The 18,955-nt window shown below is 72.5% G+C and carries 18 protein-coding genes and 1 riboswitch; of the genes, 14 read left to right on the forward strand and 4 right to left on the reverse strand.

From position 1 onward, the window contains the following. Positions 1-6 precede the first annotated feature (6 nt). The 11 genes from O7615_RS15555 (at position 7) to O7615_RS15605 (ending at position 10,997) form a co-directional block, all read left to right on the forward strand. Complete coding sequence (locus tag O7615_RS15555; RefSeq protein ID WP_278178332.1) at positions 7-987, forward strand: sortase; 981 nt, start codon at positions 7-9, stop codon at positions 985-987. Between the two features lie 183 nt (positions 988-1,170). After that, complete coding sequence (pstB, locus tag O7615_RS15560) at positions 1,171-1,935, forward strand: phosphate ABC transporter ATP-binding protein PstB (protein WP_278182111.1); 765 nt, start codon at positions 1,171-1,173, stop codon at positions 1,933-1,935. Positions 1,936-2,104: 169 nt separating this feature from the next. Continuing rightward, positions 2,105-3,328, forward strand: coding sequence for an Ig-like domain repeat protein (locus O7615_RS15565; RefSeq protein WP_278178333.1), 1,224 nt, complete (start codon positions 2,105-2,107; stop codon positions 3,326-3,328). Positions 3,329-3,425: 97 nt separating this feature from the next. After that, complete coding sequence (locus O7615_RS15570) at positions 3,426-4,472, forward strand: DUF916 domain-containing protein (protein WP_278178336.1); 1,047 nt, start codon at positions 3,426-3,428, stop codon at positions 4,470-4,472. After that, positions 4,469-4,918 (forward strand): hypothetical protein, encoded by a 450-nt coding sequence (locus O7615_RS15575; RefSeq protein ID WP_278178337.1) that lies wholly within the window; start codon positions 4,469-4,471, stop codon positions 4,916-4,918. Before O7615_RS15570 ends, O7615_RS15575 begins: the two co-directional genes overlap by 4 nt. Before the next feature lie 35 nt (positions 4,919-4,953). Further along, positions 4,954-5,379 carry a hypothetical protein gene (locus O7615_RS15580; protein WP_278178339.1) on the forward strand — a complete coding sequence of 142 codons (426 nt, stop codon included), beginning with the start codon at positions 4,954-4,956 and terminating at the stop codon, positions 5,377-5,379. An 89-nt stretch (positions 5,380-5,468) separates the two neighbouring features. Then, positions 5,469-5,840, forward strand: coding sequence for a DUF4229 domain-containing protein (locus O7615_RS15585; RefSeq protein ID WP_278178340.1), 372 nt, complete (start codon positions 5,469-5,471; stop codon positions 5,838-5,840). Between the two features lie 128 nt (positions 5,841-5,968). Continuing rightward, on the forward strand, positions 5,969-7,849 hold the full coding sequence (locus tag O7615_RS15590; protein WP_278178342.1) for a M14 family zinc carboxypeptidase: 1,881 nt from the start codon (positions 5,969-5,971) through the stop codon (positions 7,847-7,849). A 108-nt stretch (positions 7,850-7,957) separates the two neighbouring features. Then, positions 7,958-8,018, forward strand: a riboswitch (cobalamin riboswitch). Positions 8,019-8,128: 110 nt separating this feature from the next. After that, positions 8,129-9,064 carry an ABC transporter substrate-binding protein gene (locus O7615_RS15595; protein ID WP_278178344.1) on the forward strand — a complete coding sequence of 312 codons (936 nt, stop codon included), beginning with the start codon at positions 8,129-8,131 and terminating at the stop codon, positions 9,062-9,064. Between the two features lie 53 nt (positions 9,065-9,117). Continuing rightward, positions 9,118-10,212 (forward strand): iron ABC transporter permease, encoded by a 1,095-nt coding sequence (locus O7615_RS15600; protein ID WP_278178345.1) that lies wholly within the window; start codon positions 9,118-9,120, stop codon positions 10,210-10,212. A gap of 14 nt (positions 10,213-10,226) precedes the next feature. Next, positions 10,227-10,997, forward strand: coding sequence for an ABC transporter ATP-binding protein (locus tag O7615_RS15605; RefSeq protein ID WP_278182112.1), 771 nt, complete (start codon positions 10,227-10,229; stop codon positions 10,995-10,997). Here the strand turns inward: O7615_RS15605 and O7615_RS15610 are convergent. Together O7615_RS15610 and O7615_RS15615 are read right to left on the reverse strand one after the other, a co-directional pair. Beyond that, positions 10,986-11,750, reverse strand: coding sequence for a VOC family protein (locus O7615_RS15610; RefSeq protein ID WP_278178346.1), 765 nt, complete (start codon positions 11,748-11,750; stop codon positions 10,986-10,988). The genes O7615_RS15605 and O7615_RS15610 overlap by 12 nt on opposite strands. A gap of 95 nt (positions 11,751-11,845) precedes the next feature. Further along, positions 11,846-13,888 carry an AAA family ATPase gene (locus tag O7615_RS15615; RefSeq protein ID WP_278178347.1) on the reverse strand — a complete coding sequence of 681 codons (2,043 nt, stop codon included), beginning with the start codon at positions 13,886-13,888 and terminating at the stop codon, positions 11,846-11,848. Positions 13,889-14,113: 225 nt separating this feature from the next. Here O7615_RS15615 and O7615_RS15620 point away from each other — a divergent pair, with 225 nt between their 5' ends. From O7615_RS15620 to O7615_RS15630, 3 genes are read left to right on the forward strand one after another with little or no spacing between them, the layout of a single operon-like run. Next, positions 14,114-14,695, forward strand: coding sequence for a helix-turn-helix domain-containing protein (locus O7615_RS15620; RefSeq protein ID WP_278178349.1), 582 nt, complete (start codon positions 14,114-14,116; stop codon positions 14,693-14,695). Positions 14,696-14,741: 46 nt separating this feature from the next. After that, the gene (locus tag O7615_RS15625; RefSeq protein WP_278178350.1) at positions 14,742-16,037 is read left to right on the forward strand and encodes an MFS transporter; all 1,296 of its coding nucleotides are present in this window, start codon (positions 14,742-14,744) and stop codon (positions 16,035-16,037) included. Between the two features lie 33 nt (positions 16,038-16,070). After that, positions 16,071-16,922: a menaquinone biosynthesis protein gene (locus O7615_RS15630; RefSeq protein WP_278178351.1), complete on the forward strand. Its 852-nt coding sequence runs from the start codon at positions 16,071-16,073 to the stop codon at positions 16,920-16,922. Here O7615_RS15630 and O7615_RS15635 read toward each other — a convergent pair. Both O7615_RS15635 and O7615_RS15640 read right to left on the reverse strand, forming a co-directional pair. After that, positions 16,919-17,854 (reverse strand): serine hydrolase, encoded by a 936-nt coding sequence (locus O7615_RS15635; protein ID WP_278178352.1) that lies wholly within the window; start codon positions 17,852-17,854, stop codon positions 16,919-16,921. The genes O7615_RS15630 and O7615_RS15635 overlap by 4 nt on opposite strands. After that, positions 17,854-18,831 (reverse strand): hypothetical protein, encoded by a 978-nt coding sequence (locus tag O7615_RS15640; RefSeq protein WP_278178353.1) that lies wholly within the window; start codon positions 18,829-18,831, stop codon positions 17,854-17,856. The genes O7615_RS15635 and O7615_RS15640 overlap by 1 nt, the downstream gene beginning before the upstream one ends. Between the last annotated feature and the right edge of the window lie 124 nt (positions 18,832-18,955).

The raw sequence follows: 18,955 nt of genomic DNA on the forward strand, positions 1-18,955 counted from the left end.
GAAGGCATGTCGACGGCCACGACGAGCCCGGTGGCGCCGCCGCCTCCGGCAGACCCGCCAGGGGTGGCCACACCGCCACCCGGATCGCCGCCGGCACTGCGCCGGTCGGTGAACCTCGCGCTGCACGTGCCCGGCACCGCCCTGAGCATCCTCGCCGTGCTGGCACTGGGCATGGTGCTGCAACTGACCGTCATCAGCCAGTTGCAGTATCAGCGCAACCAGCAGACGGCGTACGCCGACTTCCGTGGTGAGCTGGCCCAGGGCACCGCACCGGTGGGCCAGTACCGGATCGACTACACCGAGGATCCCGACGGGCGGGAGACGCTGGTCGCGCCCGGCTCGCCGGTCGCGGTGCTGCACGTCCCCCGGATCGGTCTGGAGGCGGTGGTCTTCGAGGGCACCAGCGGTGACGTGCTGCGGTCCGGGCCCGGCCATCGCCGCGACACCGTCCTGCCCGGGCAGCGCGGCACCAGCGTGATCATGGGCCGGCAGGCGGCGTACGGCGGGCCCTTCCGCGACCTCGAACTGCTCCTGCCCGGCGACGTCATCCAGGTCACCACCGGGCAGAGCGAGAGCAGGCACGAGTACGTGGTGACCGGGCTGCGCCGCCCGGGCGATCCACTACCCGCCGTGCCCCCGCCGGACCGGGGCCGCCTCACCATGGTCACCGCCCTCGGCACGGAGTTCATGCCGACGGATCTCATGTGGGTGGACGCCGACCTCACGACCGACGTCCAACCCACGCCGGCACGCCGGTTCACCGCGGCCGCGCTGCCATCCGCCGAGAAGGCGCTGGCAACCGATCCGGACGCGTGGACGCCGCTGATGCTCTGGGGGCAGGCCCTCCTGCTCGTCGTGCTGGCCGTCACCTACCTGCGGACGCGCTGGGGCGGCTGGCAGGCGTGGATCGTCGGCGTACCGGTGCTCGCCGCGACGGGCTTCGCCGCCTGTGACCAGGCCATCCGACTGTTGCCCAACCTGCTCTAGCCGGAGGACCCTGTGAACCACCGCATCGACAACCCCGCCCCGGCGGCCGGCTTCGTGCCCGGCCAGGCGCCGGCGGCCGACGGCCCGGCGACGCTGGTCGACCTCCCGATTGGCGGGTCGGTGCCGGCCGACCCCGCGCCGGACGACCGTCGATACGGGCGATCCGCCCGGTCGCTCGCCGCCCTGCAGGCTCGGGCCATCTCGGCCTGGTTCGGCGACCACAAGGTGCTCGACCGCGTCTCCCTCACCATGCCGGCCGGCCAGGTCACCGCCCTCATCGGCCCGTCCGGCTGCGGAAAGTCCACCTTCCTGCGGACGCTCAACCGGATGCACGAACTCGTGCCCGGCGCGTCGCTCGCCGGTGAGGTCCTGCTCGACGGGCGCGACCTCTACGACTCGGAGCGCCGGCTCACCGACGCCCGTCGCCAGGTCGGGATGGTGTTCCAGAAGCCGAATCCGTTCCCCGCCATGTCCATCTACGACAACGTGTTGGCCGGCCTGAGGCTGACCGGCACCCGGCTGTCCCGGAGCGCGCGCGATGCACTGGTCGAGGAGACGCTGACAAAGGCCGGCCTCTGGAAGGAGGTACGGGACCGGCTCCGCCAGCCCGGTGGTGCCCTCTCCGGTGGCCAGCAGCAACGGCTGTGCATCGCCCGGTCGCTCGCCGTACGCCCCCGGGTGCTGCTCATGGATGAGCCGTGCTCGGCGCTCGACCCGACCTCGACCCGACGGATCGAGGAGACCATCGCGGAGTTACGGGCCGAGGTGACGATCGTGATCGTCACCCACAATATGCAGCAGGCCGCCCGCGTCTCCGATCAGTGCGCGTTCTTTCTCGCCTCGCACGGGACACCCGGCGTCATTGTCGAATACGGGCCGACCGCGGCGATGTTCGGCGATCCGCAGGATCAGCGCACACACGATTACGTCAATGGCCGCTTCGGCTGATCCGGCTGCCGCGATATCCGTTCGGCGGAGGGGCGGGCACCCAGAATTCGTCTCGCGCACGTTCGGCGGAGACATTGGCCTGCCGGCGGTTTCATGGCCAGGGCCGAGCCTGATCGCGGCCGGTCCACCGGGACGGGCCGGGCTTCACCCTCACGAGAGGAAGTGATTCATGAACAAGCGTGTGCTCGCCCGCGCGGGGAGCCTTCTCGGCGCCCTGGCGTTGTCGACCGGTGTCCTGGTCGGCATCGCCGCTCCGGCGCAGGCGGCGTCGCTGGGCGAGGTGGAGATCAGTCAGTCCAGTGGTCTGGTGACGGATACTCCGATCTTTGCCAGTGGGTCTAGCGCGCCGTGTCCGCAGGGGTACGGGGAGAACGCCAACCTGCGGGTGGGTCGTCCGGGTGGTCCGTACTCGAATCTGGCTCCTGTTCTTGGTGGTGGTGGTTTTGACGATCCGGGTGAGTTGCCGGATGGGAAGATCACGGTGAACCCGAACCGGTCGTTCCAGACGGCTCTTGGTGCTGCTCCCGGTAACGGTGAGTGGTGGGTGGTCATGGAGTGCTACAGCCTGACCGAGGGCCGGCACACCGACGAGTTCCGGACCTCCATCGTGGTGAGCGGCAACACCTGGCGGATCCCGATCGCCGAGAACACCACCACCTCGCTCGCCGTGAACCCGGCCAGCCCGGTGGAGCAGGGCACCGAGGTCACCCTGACCGCCACCGTCGCCGCGGAGACCTCGCCGGCGTCGGCCATCGCCGGCACGGTCGAGTTCCGCCGTGGCGCCTCCGTCCTCGGCACCGCGCCGGTCACCGACGGCACCGCCACCTTCTCGACCACCGCCCTGCCGGTCGGCACGTTCGGCCTGTCGGCCGCCTTCGTGCCGGCCGACGCGACCGCCTTCAAGGCGTCCACCTCGACGGCGGTCTCGTACCAGGTCACCGCCACCGCGGGCGCCATCACCGCGCCCGTGGAGATCATCGCCGACGTGGCCCCGGGCGCGTTCACGCTCGTCGTCGCCAGCCCGGCGGCCGAGCTGGCCGGCGGCACGGTCGGCGGCACCGCGGCCGGCAGCCTGCCGACCGCGACCGTCACCGACCTGCGCGGCACCAACGTCGGTTGGGACGTGACCGGCCAACTGGAGGACTTCACGCTGGGCACCGACACCATCCCGAACAGCAACCTGAGCTGGACCCCGGCCGCCGCCAAGACCGGTGGCTCGGGTGCCGTGACCGCCGGTGCCGCGGCCGACCTCGGCGAGGCTCGGACGCTCTGCTCGGCCGTCTCGGGCTCCAGCGCCGGCGAGTTCACCTGCGACGCCGGCCTGAGCCTGACGATCCCGGACAACGTCCCGCCGGGTGAGTACACCGCGACCCTGACCCTGACCCTGGCCTGATCGCCGGCCGCTCGACCAGCGGCGGAGGAGTCGTGCGCCACCCCGCGCGACCCCTCCGCCGCACCCGGCTTTCCCGCCCGCCCCTCCGGAGCCGCAGATGATCGAGAAGACCCGGGCCGGTGTCCGCCGTCTCGCCGCCGCGCTGGCCGCCACCGTCGTGGCGACCGGCGTGTTCGCCGTTCCGCCGCCCGCCACGGCCACCATGGCCGGCGCGCCGGACGACCCCACCTGGACGGTGGTGCCGTCGAGCCCGACCGGCCCCAAGGGGCGCAAGCAGTTCGACTACGAGCTGGCGCCGACGGAGGAGATCACCGACTGGTTCTCGGTGAGCAATCTCGGCGACCGCCCGATCACGGTCGACCTCTACCCGACCGATGCGTTCACCACCGCCGACGGTGGCTTCGCCCTGCTGCCCCGCAGCCAGGAGCCCAGCGGCGTCGGGTCGTGGATCCGGCTGCCCAAGCCATCGACGACGCTGGCCCCGGGTAAGCGGTCCGACATGCCGTTCCGGCTGGCGGTGCCGGCCGGCGCCGCACCGGGTGATCACGCTGGCGGCATCATCGCCGCGGTGACGGAGCAGCAGGTAGGCGCGGACGGTCAGCAGGTGACCGTGGAGCGGCGAATCGCCGCCCGGGTCTACCTGCGGGTGGCCGGTCCGCTGGAGCCGGCCGCCACCGTCACCGCGGTCGGGGTCGACCACGACAACCCGGTGGTGCCGCTGCCGGGCGGAAAGATGGAGGTGACCTACCGGATCGCCAACACCGGCAACGTCCGGCTGTCCGGCACCGTCCGGGTCCAGGTCACCGGCCCCCTGGGCGTACGCCTGGCGACCGGTGACATGGTCGACATCCCGGAGTTGCTGCCTGACTCGGAACTCCGGCTGCGACAGGAGTTCCCACACGTCGTGCCGGCCGGCCCGCTGACCGCGACCGTGGCGGCCAACGTCCGGACGTCACGCGACGCGCTCCCCTCCCTGGCCGGCTCCGGCTCGACGGTGTCCGTGCCATGGGCGCTCGTCGGGCTGCTGATCTCTCTCGTCGGGCTGCTGATGTACCGCTGGTATCTGCGTCGGGCCCGCCGCCTGGCCGTCCTGGCGCTCGACCCGGTCCCGAGGGTTCTGCCCACCGAACGGGTGGCGCGTTGACCGGGGGCGCGCGCCGCCGGAGAGCGGCCGGTGCGGTGGCCGCGCTGCTGGTGGTCGCGGCGGCCCCGGCACTGCTGGTCGGGTCGGCGCGCGCCGCCGATCCCGCGGCGGCCGTCTTCCCCGTGGCCGGGATGGCAATGGCATCGACGGCGCCGTCGCCGGGCCAGGGCGGCGAGCCGGGTAGGCCCGTCCGGATATCGGTCTCGATCGCGCCGAAGCCGACCCCGTCGGGCAGCATCAGCCCGACACCGACACCGACACCGACACCGACACCGACACCGACACCGACACCTACGGCCTCGCCTACGGTCACCGGCTCGCCGTCGCCCGGTGGTGGCGGCCTGCCCCGCACGGGTGTCGCCATCGGCTCCCTGGTGCTCGCCGGGGCGGCGCTGGTCGGTGTGGGCGCGGCGCTGCGGATGGTGGCGCGGCGGCGCCGGGAGTGATCCGGCAGGCCGGGCGTCGCGTACCCTCGTCAGCGATGACCGAGCAGCAGCAGAGCGCCTTTCCCCGCCGGGACGCCGAGGGCCGCATCCGGACCCTGGGCGACCTCGTCGGGACCGGCCTGGCCGGGGTGGTCATCGGGCTGTTGGTGCTGGTGCTCTTCGACGGGGCGTTCGCCTGGTTCGGCGCCGGTGACTTCGGTCAGGCCAACGGCTGGCTGGCCGTGATCCTGCCCGCGTGGCTGTTCTGGGAGGATTTCCGGGCCTGGGAGTCTGGCGCGCCCCGGGTGGTGGCCGCGTTGGTGGCCGTCGCGGTGGCGGTGGTCTCCGGGCTGCTGCTGGCCGGCGTGGCAACCACGCTGCCGCCGCTGCTGTCCGGCGCGCTCGCCGCGACGGCGTTCACCGTGGTGTACGCGATGGTCTGGTTCCCCGGCGTCCGCTGGCTGACCAACCGGACGGGCTGAGGCGGGAACACGGGCGGTCGGAACACGGCGGCGGGAACGCGGCGGCGAGGGAAACGGAGTGGCGACGTGAGCGAGCGGAGCGAACGAACGTGAGTGCGGCGGTCAAGTACACGCTCGGCCGGATCGGCCTGTTCGTGGTCGTGGTGGCGGCCCTCTGGCCGGTCGACATGGACATCTTCCTGAAGTTGATCCTGGCGCTGCTCTTCTCCGCCGCTGTCTCGTTCTTCCTGCTCAAGGGGTGGCGTGACGAGATGGCCGAGGAGATGGCCGCCGCCGCCGAGCGCCGCCGTTCGGAGAAGGAGCGCCTGCGGGCCGCCCTGGCCGGCGAGGACCAGGCCGACGGCGCCACGGGCGACGGCGCCACGGGCGACGGCGTTACGGCCGACGGCGCCACGGGCGACGGGGCGCCCGGCGACCAGCCCCGCCCGCCCGCCGGGCCGGATCGTGGCCCGACCGCCTGAGACATCGTGCCGGTGGGAGGATCCGGCTGGGATGGACCAAAGAACGATCGATATTGATATGACCATGTGACCGGTGGTGGGCTGTCCGCTACCGAGCGGGGAACCCCCGCGCCTCCAGGAGGTTGTCCATGGCCTTCCCTACCATCCCCCTCCGTCGTGCCCTGGCGCTCATCGTCGCCGCCGGGCTCGGCCTGCTGACCATCTCCGCGCCACCGGTCTCCGCCGACCCGGCACCCCACCGGGACGAACAACCGGCCGCCGTGCCCTACCGGGTACTCGGCCCGAAGACGCTCGCCGACCGCACCGCGGTGGCCCGTACGGGCGCCGCGATCGACTACTCCGAGCACGGGGTGCTGCACGTCTCGGCGACCCGCGCCGAGGCGGCCGCCATCACCAAGCTCGGGTTCCGGCTGGAGGCGATCGCCGCGCTGCCGACCGACCGGGGACAGGCCGAGGGCGACGTCGGGATCCTCGGCTTCCCGCCGGCGGACTCCAACTACCACGACTACCCGGAGATGATCGCGGCGGTCAACAAGGTGGTCGCCGACCACCCGACGATCGCACGGAAGATCAGCATCGGCAGCTCGTACGAGGGCCGTGACCTGGTCGCTGTGAAGATCTCCGACAACGTGGCCACGGACGAGAACGAGCCGGAGATCCTGTTCAACGCGCAGCAGCACGCCCGCGAGCACCTGACCGTCGAGATGGCGCTCTACCTGCTCGACCTCTTCACCGACAACTACGGATCGGACTCCCGGATCACCAACCTGGTCAACAACCGGGAGATCTGGATCGTGCCGTCCGTCAACCCGGACGGCAGCGAGTACGACATCGCCACCGGCTCCTACCGCTCGTGGCGCAAGAACCGCCAGCCCAACAGCGGATCGTCGAACGTCGGTACCGACCTGAACCGGAACTGGAGCTACAACTGGGGCTGCTGCGGTGGCTCCTCCAGCTCCACCTCCTCGGAGACCTACCGGGGCCCGTCGGCGTTCTCCGCTCCGGAGACGCAGGCGCTGCGCAACTTCGTCAACAGCCGGGTGGTCGGCGGCGTGCAGCAGATCAAGGCCAACATCGACTTCCACACCTACTCGCAGCTGGTGCTCTGGCCGTACGGCTACACCTACAACAACACCGCTCCCGGGATGAACGCCGACCAGTACAACACCTTCGCCACCATCGGCCAGCAGATGGCCGCGACCAACGGCTTCACCCCGCAGCAGTCCAGCGACCTGTACATCACCGACGGCAGCAGCATCGACTGGATGTGGGCGACGCACGGCATCTGGGCGTACACCTTCGAGCTGTATCCGGGCTCGGCCTCCGGCGGCGGCTTCTACCCGCCCGACGAGGTGATCCCCGCGCAGACCTCGCGCAACCGCGAGGCGGTGCTCATCCTCACCGAGTACGCCGACTGCCCGTACCGGGCGATCGGCAAGCAGGCGGAGTACTGCGGCGGCGGTGGCGGCGGGACCACAGTCTGGTCCGACACCTTCGAGACCTCGACCGGCTGGACGCTCAACCCCAACGGCACCGACACCGCCACCTCGGGCCAGTGGGAGCGGGGCGCCGCGCAGGCCACCAACTCCAGCGGGGCCAAGCAGCTCACCCCGTACGCGGGCAGCAACGACCTGGTGACCGGCCGGCTCGCCGGCAGCGGCGCGGGTGACCACGACGTCGACGGCGGCGTGACCAGCGCCCGGTCGCCGGCCATCACGTTGCCGTCGAGCGGCACGTTGACCCTGTCGCTGGCCTGGTACCTGGCGCACGGCTCGAACTCGTCCTCGGCGGACTACTTCCGGGTCAGCGTGGTGCACAGCGGCGGCACCACGGCGCTGCTCACCCAGGCCGGGGCGGCCAGCAACCGCAACGGTTCCTGGGCGGTGTCGAACCTCAACCTCACCCCGTACGCCGGCCAGTCGATCCGGATCCTGGTGGAGGCGGCCGACGCCTCGACCGCCAGCCTGGTGGAAGCGGCTGTGGACAACGTCACCATCACCTCCTCCTGAGTCGGTGGGGGCCCCGCCAACCCCCTCGCGGGGCCCCCACCTCAGAGACCCGCTCAGCGGGGTACGGGCACCGCGTGCGCTACGGTCTTACCGACCCGCCGCAGCGAAGCCGGTGCGACACCGGCGCTGTCCCGCAACTGTGATGCCCCGTACCCGGGGACGAGCCAGGTCGCCTGCGGCGCGGTCGCGAACCGCGCTCTCGAGGAAGGGCGCCTCGCGGACGGGCGCCCCGGCTCCCTGTCGGCGAAGCAGCACACTCCTCGACCGACAGGAGGACCGATGTCCAGCCGTACCCCCCGGGTCTTCGCCGCCGCCCTCGCGGTGGCCGCGCTCTCCCTCGGCGCCTGCGCCGACCGGGCCACCGAGACACCCGCCGCCAGCGGCAGCCCGACCGCCGCCGCCTTTCCCGTCACCGTCGGGTCGCTGACCCTGGAACAGCGCCCGGAGAAGATCGTCTCGCTGTCGGCGACGGCCACCGAGATGCTCTTCGCGATCGGCGCCGGCCCGCAGGTCACCGCCGTCGACGACCAGTCCAACTTCCCGGCCGACGCACCGAAGACGGACCTCTCCGGCTATCAGCCGAACGCCGAGGCGGTCGCCGCGAAGAACCCCGACCTGGTGGTGCTCAGCGACGACCGCAACAAGATCGTCGATCAGCTCACCACGCTCAAGATCCCGGTCTACCAGACCCCGGCGGCGCAGACGCTGGACGACTCGTACCGGCAGATCACCGAGCTGGGCACGCTCACCGGCAACCGAGCTGCGGCGGCCGACGTGGTCCAGCGGATGAAGGACGACATCGCGAAGATCGCGGCCGAGGTGCCGCAGCGGGTGCAGGCACCCACCTACTTCCACGAGTTGGGCCCGGAGCTGTACACCGCGACCAGCAAGACCTTCATCGGCTCGATCTACACCCTCGCCGGGCTGGAGAACATCGCCGACGCGGCGGACGCCGACGGTCGCAGTGGCGGCTACCCGCAGCTGTCCCAGGAAGTGATCGTCCAGGCCAACCCGGACTTCGTCTTCCTCTCCGACGTGAACTGCTGTCAGCAGAGTGCCGCGACGGTCAAGGCGCGCAGCGGGTGGTCCGGCATCGACGCGGTGCGCAACGACCAGATCGTGGAACTCGACGACGACATCGCCTCCCGCTGGGGGCCGCGCGTGGTGGACCTGCTGCGGACCATCGTGGAGGCCACCGCCAAGGCGTCCGAGTGACGGACGGCGGCTGTCGCGCCCGGGATGGCGGCTGTTAACCAGGGGCCCTTTCCATGCACCAGGCGTTAGGAAGGGGCACCTCCGTCCCGCCGGGCGCGCCGCCCCGGCCGGTGGGGTTGCGGAAACGCTGGCTCGCCGTCGGTGGGCTGGCCGTGCTCGTCGCCCTGGTGGCCGGCGTCTCGCTCGGCCCGGTCAGCCTGCCGCCCGGCAGCGTCGCGATCGAGCTGCTCAACCTGCTGCCCGGGGTACGCCTGGAGAGCGGGCTGACCGAGCGCGAGATCGCCATCGTCACCGAGCTGCGGCTCCCCCGGGTGGTGCTGGGCCTGCTGGTCGGCGGGCTGCTCGCCCTGGCCGGCGGCGCCTACCAGGGAGTCTTCCGCAACCCGCTGGCCGACCCGTACCTGCTCGGCGTCGCCGCCGGGGCGGGGCTGGCGGTCACCGTCGTGCTGACCCTCGGCGTGGGGTCGGGCGGGGCGCTGAGCGGGCTACCGGTCACCATCCCGCTGGCCGCCTTCGCCGGCTCGCTCGGGGCGGTCACGATGACGTACCTGCTCGGCGCCGCCGGCGGGCGCAGCCGCTCGCCGGCCACGCTGATCCTCGCCGGGGTGGCCGTCTCCGCGTTCCTCAGCGCCGGGCAGACGTACCTGTTGCAACGGCACGCCGAGAGCATCCAACAGGTGTACTCCTGGCTGCTCGGGCGGTTGGCCACCGCCGGCTGGCAGGATGTCCGGCTGATCCTGCCGTACTTCCTGCTGACCAGCCTGGTCATCCTGCTGCACCGGCGCGAGCTGGACGTGCTGTCGGTCGGTGACGACGAGGCGGCCAGCCTCGGCCTGCACCCGCAGCGGTCCCGCTACCTGCTGATCGCCGCGGCCTCGCTGGGTACCGCCGCCGCGGTCTCCGCCTCCGGGCTGATCGGCTTCGTCGGCATCATCGTGCCGCACACCGTACGGCTGCTCGCCGGGTCGAGCTACCGGGTCATCCTGCCGCTGTCGCTGCTGTTCGGGGGCGCCTTCCTGGCGTTGACCGACGTGGTGGCGCGGACCGCCGCCGCGCCGCAGGAGATCCCGATCGGGGTGGTCACCGCGCTGCTCGGCGGCCCCTTCTTCGTCCTGGTGCTGCGGTCCGCCCGGCGGGTGCTGACGTGACCGCGCCGCCCGCGGTGGCGGTCCGGGACCTGCGGATCAGCCTGGGCGGGGTGCCGATCCTCACCGGCATCGACCTGACGGTGCACACCGGCGAGTGGGTCACCGTGATCGGCCCCAACGGCGCCGGCAAGTCGACGCTGCTGCGCGCCGTCGGCGGCCTGCTCCCCGCGCCGGACGCCGTCCGACTCTTCGGTACGCCGCTGGGCGCGCTACGCCGCCGGGAACGGGCCCGGGTGGTGGCCACGGTCGCCCAGTCCCCGGTCGTACCGCCGGGCATGGCGGTGCTGGACTACGTGCTGCTCGGCCGCAACCCGTACATCCCGCCGCTGGGCCGGGAGTCCGCCGCCGACCTGGCCGTCGTGCACGAGGTGCTCGACCGGCTGGACCTCGCCGGCTTCGAGGCCCGCGAGCTGGCCACCCTCTCCGGCGGCGAGCGGCAGCGGGTCTTCCTGGCCCGGGCGCTGGCCCAGGGCGCCACCCTGCTGCTGCTCGACGAGCCCACCAGCGCGCTCGACATCGGCCACCAGCAGGAGGTCCTCGAACTCGTCGACCAGCTGCGCCGCACGCACGGCCTCACCGTGCTGGCGACGATGCACGACCTGTCGATCGCCGGCGAGTACGCCGATCGCATGGTGCTGCTCGCCGGTGGCCGGGTCGCCGCCACCGGCACCCCCGAGGAGGTCCTCACCGAGGAACTCCTCGCCCACCACTACCGCGCCCACGTCCGAGTCATCCCCGGCCCGCACGGCCCCCTGGTTCTCCCCACCCGCCCGTCATCCGGTTAGGCGGATGATGGAGAAGAGGGCGCCGTGCGGGTCGCGGAGGGCGGCGGCGCGGCCGGCGGGGATGTCCCAGGGCGGGACCAGGATCGAGCCGCCCAGTTCGGCGGCGCGTGCCGCCGTGGCGTCGGCGTCGGCGACCGAGAAGTAGACCGTCCAGTAGGCCGGCGTATCCGCCGGGAACTCCGCGCCCAGCGCCGGCATCATTCCCGCCACCATGCGGTCGCCGAGTCGCCATCCGGTGTAGGCGATCTGCCCCATCGGCTCCTCCTCGGGCTGCCACCCGAAGACCAGCTCGTAGAAGACCCTCGCCCCGTCGGGGTCGGGTGTGACCAGTTCGGTCCAGCTCATCGCACCGGGGATGTCGAAGACCTCGGCGCCGGGAAACGCCACCGGCTGCCAGACGCTGAACGTGGCGCCCGCCGGGTCGGCGAAGACCGCCATCCGGCCCCGGTCGAAGACCTCGAACGGCGGCACCACCACCTGCCCGCCGGCCCGCTCCACCCGGCCGGCGACGAGGTCGGCGTCGTCGGTGGCGACGTACGTCGACCAGATCGGCACCTGGTCCGGCACGGCCGGCTGGCCCGCCCCGGCGACCGCCCGGCCGCCCAGCAGGAAGACCGTGTACCCACCCGCCTCCGGCTCGGGATCCACCCGACCGGTCCACCCGAACAGCTCCGGATAGAACCGCCGGGCCGCGTCGAGTCCCGGTGTCGCCAGGTCAGCCCAGCAGGGCGTACCCGGCGGGACGCTGGCCACGGCTACCCCCTTCGACCCGGGGTGACCGCCGCCCGGCCGCCCTTCCGGCATCGTGGCATCACCCGGCCGTCGCCCGGGGCGGAAACGGGCGTGGTTCACCGCAGTGGGGCGGGCAGCGGTGCGGCGTGCAGCACGGACAGCCGGGACACGGCCCGGGTGAGCACGACGTAGAGCCGGTGCAGTCCGCGTGGCTCGGCCGCGACGATGGCGGCCGGTTCGACGACCACGACGTGGTCGTACTCCAGGCCCTTGACCAGGGTCGCGGGCATCACCGTGACGCGCGCCCCACCCGCCGGGTCGTCGGCGGTCGCGGTCTCGATCCCCGCCGCGACCAGCGCCGCCCGCAGCCGGTCCACCGCGTCGTCCGCGGTGATCACCGCGACCGACCCCTCGTGCGCGAGCGCCGCGCGCACCTCGGCCACCGTCGCCCCGGAAAGATCGGCCACCGTACGCACCTCAAGCGCGCCGTCACCGCGGAGGGACTCGGCCGGCGGTACGTCGACGGCGAGCGCCGGCAGCAGCCGGTTGGCGAAGGCGAGCACGGCGGCGGGCACCCGGAAGCCGATGGTCAGCGGCACCACCGGGGCGTCCGGCTTGCCCAGGTGGTGCAGGATCTCCCGCCAGTCGCTGGCGGCCCACGGGGCGGTCGCCTGCGCCAGGTCACCGAGGAGGGTGAGCGAACCGTGCTCGCTGCGTCGGGCGATGGCCCGGCACTGCATCGGGGAGAGATCCTGTGCCTCGTCCACCACGACGTGCCCGTAGCCGGCCGGCCGCTCGATCAGCCCGGCCGCCTCGTCGATCAGAACGGCATCGGCGGCGGTCCACCGGCTCGCCTTCGCGGTCCGCCCCACCCTGGTCCCGACTCCGGGGGAGGACGGGATGAGTAGGGACTGTTCGTGCGGGGTGAGCAGGCCGTCGGCGGCGGTGGCGAGCCGGTCCGGGTCGGCGTAGAGCGCGTGCAGCAGACCCTCCGGGGTGAGCGCCGGCCAGACCGCGTCCAGGAATCCGGTGACCGGCGTCGCGCGGCCCATCCGGCGCAGCCAGGCGTCGCTCGGTGACTCCGCCCGGCGGGCCTCGGCCTGCCGTTGGAGCAGGCTCACCACCCGGGCCCGGACGCGGTCCCGGCCGACGGCGTAGGGCAGGCCCTCGGCGCGGGTCTGCTGCACCAACCGGTGCAGCGGCTCCAACCCGATCCGCCAACGGTACGAGCCGTCGGAGACGACGATCGGCTCGGCCGGCTCGCCGACGTACGCGTCGATCGCCCGGCGCAGCACCTCGGCCATCCGCGCGTCGTGCTTGACCGCTGCCCCGGCCGGCGGGTCCACCGCCCGTACCGGGACCCGGCCGACCAGGTCCGCCACGGTGGCCTGTTCGACCTCCACCTCGCCGAGGGCCGGCAGCACCGCCGCGATGTACGACAGGAACGCCCGGTTCGGCCCGACGATCAGCACGCCGGAGCGCCGCAACCGCTCCCGGTGCAGGTAGAGCAGGTAGGCGGCCCGGTGCAGGCCGACCGCCGTCTTTCCGGTGCCCGGGGCGCCCTGCACACAGATGGAGTCGGCCAGGTCGGCGCGGACCAACTCGTCCTGCTCGGGCTGGATGGTGGCGACGATGTCGCGCATCGGCCCGACGCGCGGGCGCTCGATCTCGGCGGTGAGGATCCGGCTGGCCGTGCCCAACTCCTCGCCCCGGTCCAGGTGCTCGTCCTCGAAGCTGGTGAGCGCGCCGTGGCTGAAGCCGAACCGTCGCCGCACGGCCACGCCCTGCGGGTCGCGGGCGCTGGCGCGGTAGAACGACCGGGACACCGGCGCCCGCCAGTCGAGCACGAGGGGCTCGCCCAGGTCGTCGGTGACGTGCCGGCGGCCCACGTGATACCGCCGGCCGGGGTGATCGTTGTCCGCCTCGCCGAAGTCGAGGCGGCCGAAGAAGAGCGGCGTGCTGGGGTCGTCGGCCAGCTCGGCCACCCGCCGGGAGAGGTGCCGGCCGAGCTGCTCGGCGGTGTACGCGTCCCCGGCGACCTTGTCGCCGGTGGCGAAGAGCGCCTCGGCGCGTTCCCGCATCCGGCGCAGGGCAGCTCGGGAGGCGGTCAGGTGCGCGCGCTCGGCGGCGAGGTCGGTGTCGAGATCGGATGTTGGCATGCGTCATCCCTCAGCGGCGTCGGTCCGGCAGCTCGCGTATCCGGGGACGGTTCGCCGGCCCCGGCGCGGGGACGTCCGCTGCGGTGCAACACCACGGCCGTCAAGCGGCCATCAACAATACCCGCGCTCGGCGAAGCCAGCACCTGTATTCCGGCGGGGCAGGTGTCCGGTGCGGACCGGGCACGGGACGTCGTGATCGGGCGGCTTGTGCAGGATCATGAGGGGATGACGGAGGCGTACGCCGAGCTGCCCCGGGTGACGATCAGCGACCCGCAGACGCTGCGGGCACTCGCCCACCCGGCCCGGCTCGCGATCATGGAACACCTGGCGTCGACCGAGGCGGCGGTGACCGCGACCGAGTGTGCCGAGGTGGTCGGTCTGTCCCCGAGCGCGACCAGCTACCACCTCCGGGCGTTGGCCCGGTTCGGGCTGGTGGAGCAGGCGCCGAGTCGGGGCGACGCCCGGGAACGGCTGTGGCGGAGCGCGGTCCAGTCCTGGGCCGTCGACGCCGGCCGGGACGCCGACCCGTCCGTACGCGAGGCCGAGCAGACCCTGGTCGAGGTGTTCCTGGCTCGCGAGTTGGAGCGTAGCCGCGACTGGCTGCGCCGGGCGCCGGACGAGCCGGAGGAGTGGTACGGAAGCGCCATCCTCAACGAGTCGCTGCTCCTCCTCACCGCCGACGAGCTGGCGGAGCTGAACAGGGCCGTGCTGGCCCTGCTGCGTCCCTACCGCAGGCGTACCCGGACCGATCCGCCACCGGGTGCCCGCCGAGTGGCCATCCAGTACAAGGCGCTGCCACTGGACTGAACACTCGGGCTTGCGGCAACCAGATGTGAAGCATTACTTTCGAAGTATGTCCTTCACAACTGGTGGGTCGCGCTGGCTCGACGTCGGCCTCGCCACCTCCGCCCGGGGCATCGCCACCTGCGGAGAGTACCTCGCCGCCACCACGCTGACGCTGAGCCTCCAGTCCTCCGGGGCCGGGGGCCGCGCCGTCGCCGGCGTGCTGCTGGCGGCGACCCTGCCGCTCGTCGTGCTCGCCCCGCTGACCGGGCGGCTCGCCGATCGGGTGGACAGCCGAACGCTGCTGGTCGGCGCCGGGCTTGCCCAGTCGGTGCTCTGCCTCGGCCTGGCGTACGCCGGTCACCCGCTGCTGGTCGTCTGCCTGGTCGCGCTACTCGCCTCCGGCCTCGCGGTGACCCAGCCGGTGCTGTCGGCCCTGGTTCCCTCGATGGTGCGCGCCGTCGACCTGCCGAGGGCCACCGCACTCAACCAGACCGCCGGCACGCTCGGCATACTCACCGGGCCGGCCCTCGCCGGGTTCCTGGTGGGTGGGTTCGGCACCCGGGTACCGCTGCTGGTCGGCGCGGTCGGCTACCTCGCGCTCGTCCTCGCCGGCCTCCTGCTGCGTACCCGCAGAGGCGGCGCACGGCGCTCGGTGGCGATCGGCGAGGGCGTAGCGGCGGTCGAGTCGGCGGGCGTTGGTGGGTCGGCGGGCGAGCAGTGGCGGTTGCGGCGGGATCCGTTGCTGGTGGCGATGGTGGCGACCCTGGCCGGAGTGATCGCGGCAATCGGCGCGATCAACGTGATCGAGGTCTTCTACGTACGGGAGACCCTCGGCGCCTCGGCCTCCGTCTACGGCCTGGTCACCGGTGCGTGGACGCTCGGCGTACTCTGCGGTGCCTGGATCTTCGCCCGGTTGGCCCGGCGGTTCACCGACGACGGCACCCTGGTCCAGGGCGGCCTGCTCCTGCTCGGCGGCTGCTGCCTGATGGTGCTGGCCTCGGTGACGGTGCCCGCGGCGCTGCTGCTGGTGCCGATCTGGCTCCTCGGCGGCATCTGCAACGGCGGTGACAACGTCTTCCACACCGTGGTGCTGGCCCGGCGGGTGCCGGAGGCGGCACGCGGGCGTGCCTTCGCCGCCGTCGGTGCCGCCGTCCAGGGGGCGGCGATGGTCGGCTACCTGATCGGTGGTCTGCTGCTGGAGGTGACCGCGCCGCGCCCACTCATCGTCGGCTGCGGGGTGGCCGGGCTGCTGGTGCTGCTCGGGTTCGTCGTGCCCGTCCGCCGGGCCGTCCTGGCCGAGCGGGCCCGCGTCCGGCAGGTCGCGGCGGGTGCGGGGTTGACCACTTCGGTGGCGGCCGGCTGAGCGGGCCACGCAGGGCGGGGATACGGTCAGGGCATGGTCGAGCGCCTCGCCCGCCCCCGCGTGGGGCACATCCAGTTCCTCAACTGCCTGCCGATCTACTGGGGGCTGATGCGCTCAGGCGCACTGCTCGACGTCGACCTGCGCAAGGACTCGCCGGACCGGCTCAGTGCCCAACTCGTCGCCGGTGACCTGGACATCGGGCCGATCACCTTCGTCGAGTACCTGCGGCACGCCGACGACCTGCTGCTCCTGCCCGACCTGGCGGTCGGCAGCGACGGGCCGGTGCTCTCGGTCAACCTGGTCAGCACCCGGCCGCTGGCCGACCTCGACGGCGCCCGCGTCGCGCTGGGCTCCACCTCGCGGACCGGGGTGCTCCTCGCCCAACTGCTGCTGCGCGAGCGGTACGGGGTCCGCCCGGAATACTTCCGCTGCCCGCCGGACCTGACCCAGATGCTGCTGGAGGCCGACGCGGCGGTGCTCATCGGCGACGTGGCCCTGCGCGCGATGTACGAGGCACCCCGGCAGGGGCTGACCGTGACCGACCTGGGGCAGGCCTGGCGGGAGTGGACCGGCCTGCCGATGGTCTTCGCCGTCTGGGCGGTCCGCCGCGACTTCGCCGCCGCCCATCCCGGTCTGGTCAAGGAGGTGCACGAGGCGTTCCTGCGCTCGCGGGACCTGTGCCTGGCCGAACTGGATCAGGTCGCCGAGTCGGCGGCCCGCTGGGAGCCCTTCGACGCGGCGACCCTCGCGGAGTACTTCCGCACCCTGGACTTCTCACTCGGCGAACGCCAGGTCGCCGGCATCCGCGAGTTCGCCCGGCGCGCCGCCGCCCTCGGCGAGGCCCCCCCACTCCCCCCCGAAGGCCCCACCTTCTTCACCCGCTAGGTGGAGGTGCGGAGGGCTTCCGCGATCTTCTGGCAGTTGTCCATGCCGTACTCGTAGCCCTTGTTGATGGGGTACTGGAGCATCACGCCCATCGTCCAGGTGTCACCGATCGCGAGGCAGTTGACGTGGATCTCCTGCTCGCGGGTCCGGTCCACCCAGCCGTTCTTGATGGCGATCTTCTTGGCCTCGGCGGCCGGGAAGGCCTTGCGGATGCCGAAGTCGCCGGCACCACGCACCTGGCGCATCTCGTCGAGGAGCCACTTGGTCCACTTCGGGCCGGCGGCCGTGCCGTCCGCGATGCAGTTGCCGAGGCGGGCGGTGTCGCGGGGCGACAGTTCGGTACGGCTCCAGCCGAGATCGGTGGACACCTTGCTGTCGGTCAGCTCGCAAAGCGACAGCAGCCGCTTGATCGAGGCGGACCGGCCGATCTGGGTGTAGAGCTGCTCGGTGCGGGTGTTGTCGCTGTCGCGGATGATCCTGGTCAGGTCGTCCAGCTTCGCGTCGCTGGGGGTCTGCCCGGCATCGGCGGTACGGCGCAGGTAGTCGGCGACGACCCAGGACTTGATCAGGGAGGCGGTGGTGCTGGTCTCGGCCATGTCGTCCGAGCCGATGATCTCGCCCGAGCGGCGGTCCAGCACGCTCCACGCGTACCAGCCGTCGATCTTCAGGTTGAGGTTCTTCGCCTCGAACGGCAGCGGCTCCGGCTCCGGCGAAGGGCTGGGCGACGGCGAGAGCGGTCGGACGCTGCGGTCGGTGAGGGTGTCGCCGCGCGCCGCCGGTGACTCGCCCCGGCCCCACTGCGCGGCGGCGGTGGACTCGAAGGGCGAACCGGGCAGCAGGCGCAACGACACCAGGACCAGCCCGACCAGCACGGCCGCGATGGCGATCAGTCGCAGCGGCGATGTTTCGCCGCTGCGGTCGCGGGCGGCCATCAGAGCTTCCCGACCGGCTGCTGCGGCACCTTGAGGGCGCCGCCAGGCTGGGGGGTCACCAACTGGGAGGCGACGCTGGCGCAGACGTCCGATCCGTAGTCGAGCCCGCTGCTCTGTGGGTAACGCAGCATCACCGCGAGGCTCCACTTCTCCGTGACGGCGAGGCAGTTGACGTGCCAGTTGCCGTCGTAGTTGAGGGGGGTCCAGCCGTTCTTGATGCTGATCGGACCCTGGCTGGTGATCGACTCCGGCAGCCCGTCGACGATGCCCCACTTGCCACCGCCGGAGCGGGGCTTCTGGTCCTTGGCGGCGGTGCTGCCCCGAACCTTGCTCATCTCCGCGAGCACCCACTTGGTCCACTTCGGCCCGGCGGCGGTGCCGTCGGCGATGCAGTCGCCGAGCCGGACGGCGTCGCGGGGGGACATCCGGGTGAAGCTCCACCAACCCTCGTAGCCGGTGACGTTGCCCCGCTTGGTGTCGGTGAGGTCGCACATGCTGATCGCCCGCTTGATCACCGGGCCAGGTTGGCCGCCGGCCGGCACCGCGTACGATCCGCCGGCGGCCCGGTAGACGGTGTTGGCCGCGTCGTCGTCGCTGTCCCGGATGGCCAGGCTGGCCGCCTTCTTCATCGCCGCGGGCGGTTCCTTCTCGCCCAGTTGACGCAGGTAGTCGGCGACGATCCAGGCCTTGAGCATCGACTCGGTCGAGCTGGTCGCGGCCATGTTCTTGGAGCCGGAGATCTCGTCGGTCTCCCGGTCCAGCAGGGCCCACGAGAAGAACTCGCCCTTGAAGTTCACCGAGACCTTGCCCGCGGCCAGGGTGGGCGGCGGTGGCGGGGCGGGCGTGGGCGCGGCGACGCTCTCCTGACCGGCGTTCGCCTCGCCGGCCGAGAGCCGGGCGTACGCGGCCGGCACCAGCATGACGCCGCCGAGCAGCACCGCCGTGACGGCGAGCACCATGATCACGCGAGATCGCATGAGCGGGTGAACTCCAGATGTCGGGGCCGGGGGGACCGGCTTGTTGCCAGGACTGACCGGTGCGGATCGCGCCCGGGCCGGGGGAAGCGGCCCTGCGGGCTGGCGATCGTCTTCGGCCGATCGG

This window comes from Micromonospora sp. WMMD1082 (assembly GCF_029626175.1).
GTDB lineage: Bacteria > Actinomycetota > Actinomycetes > Mycobacteriales > Micromonosporaceae > Micromonospora.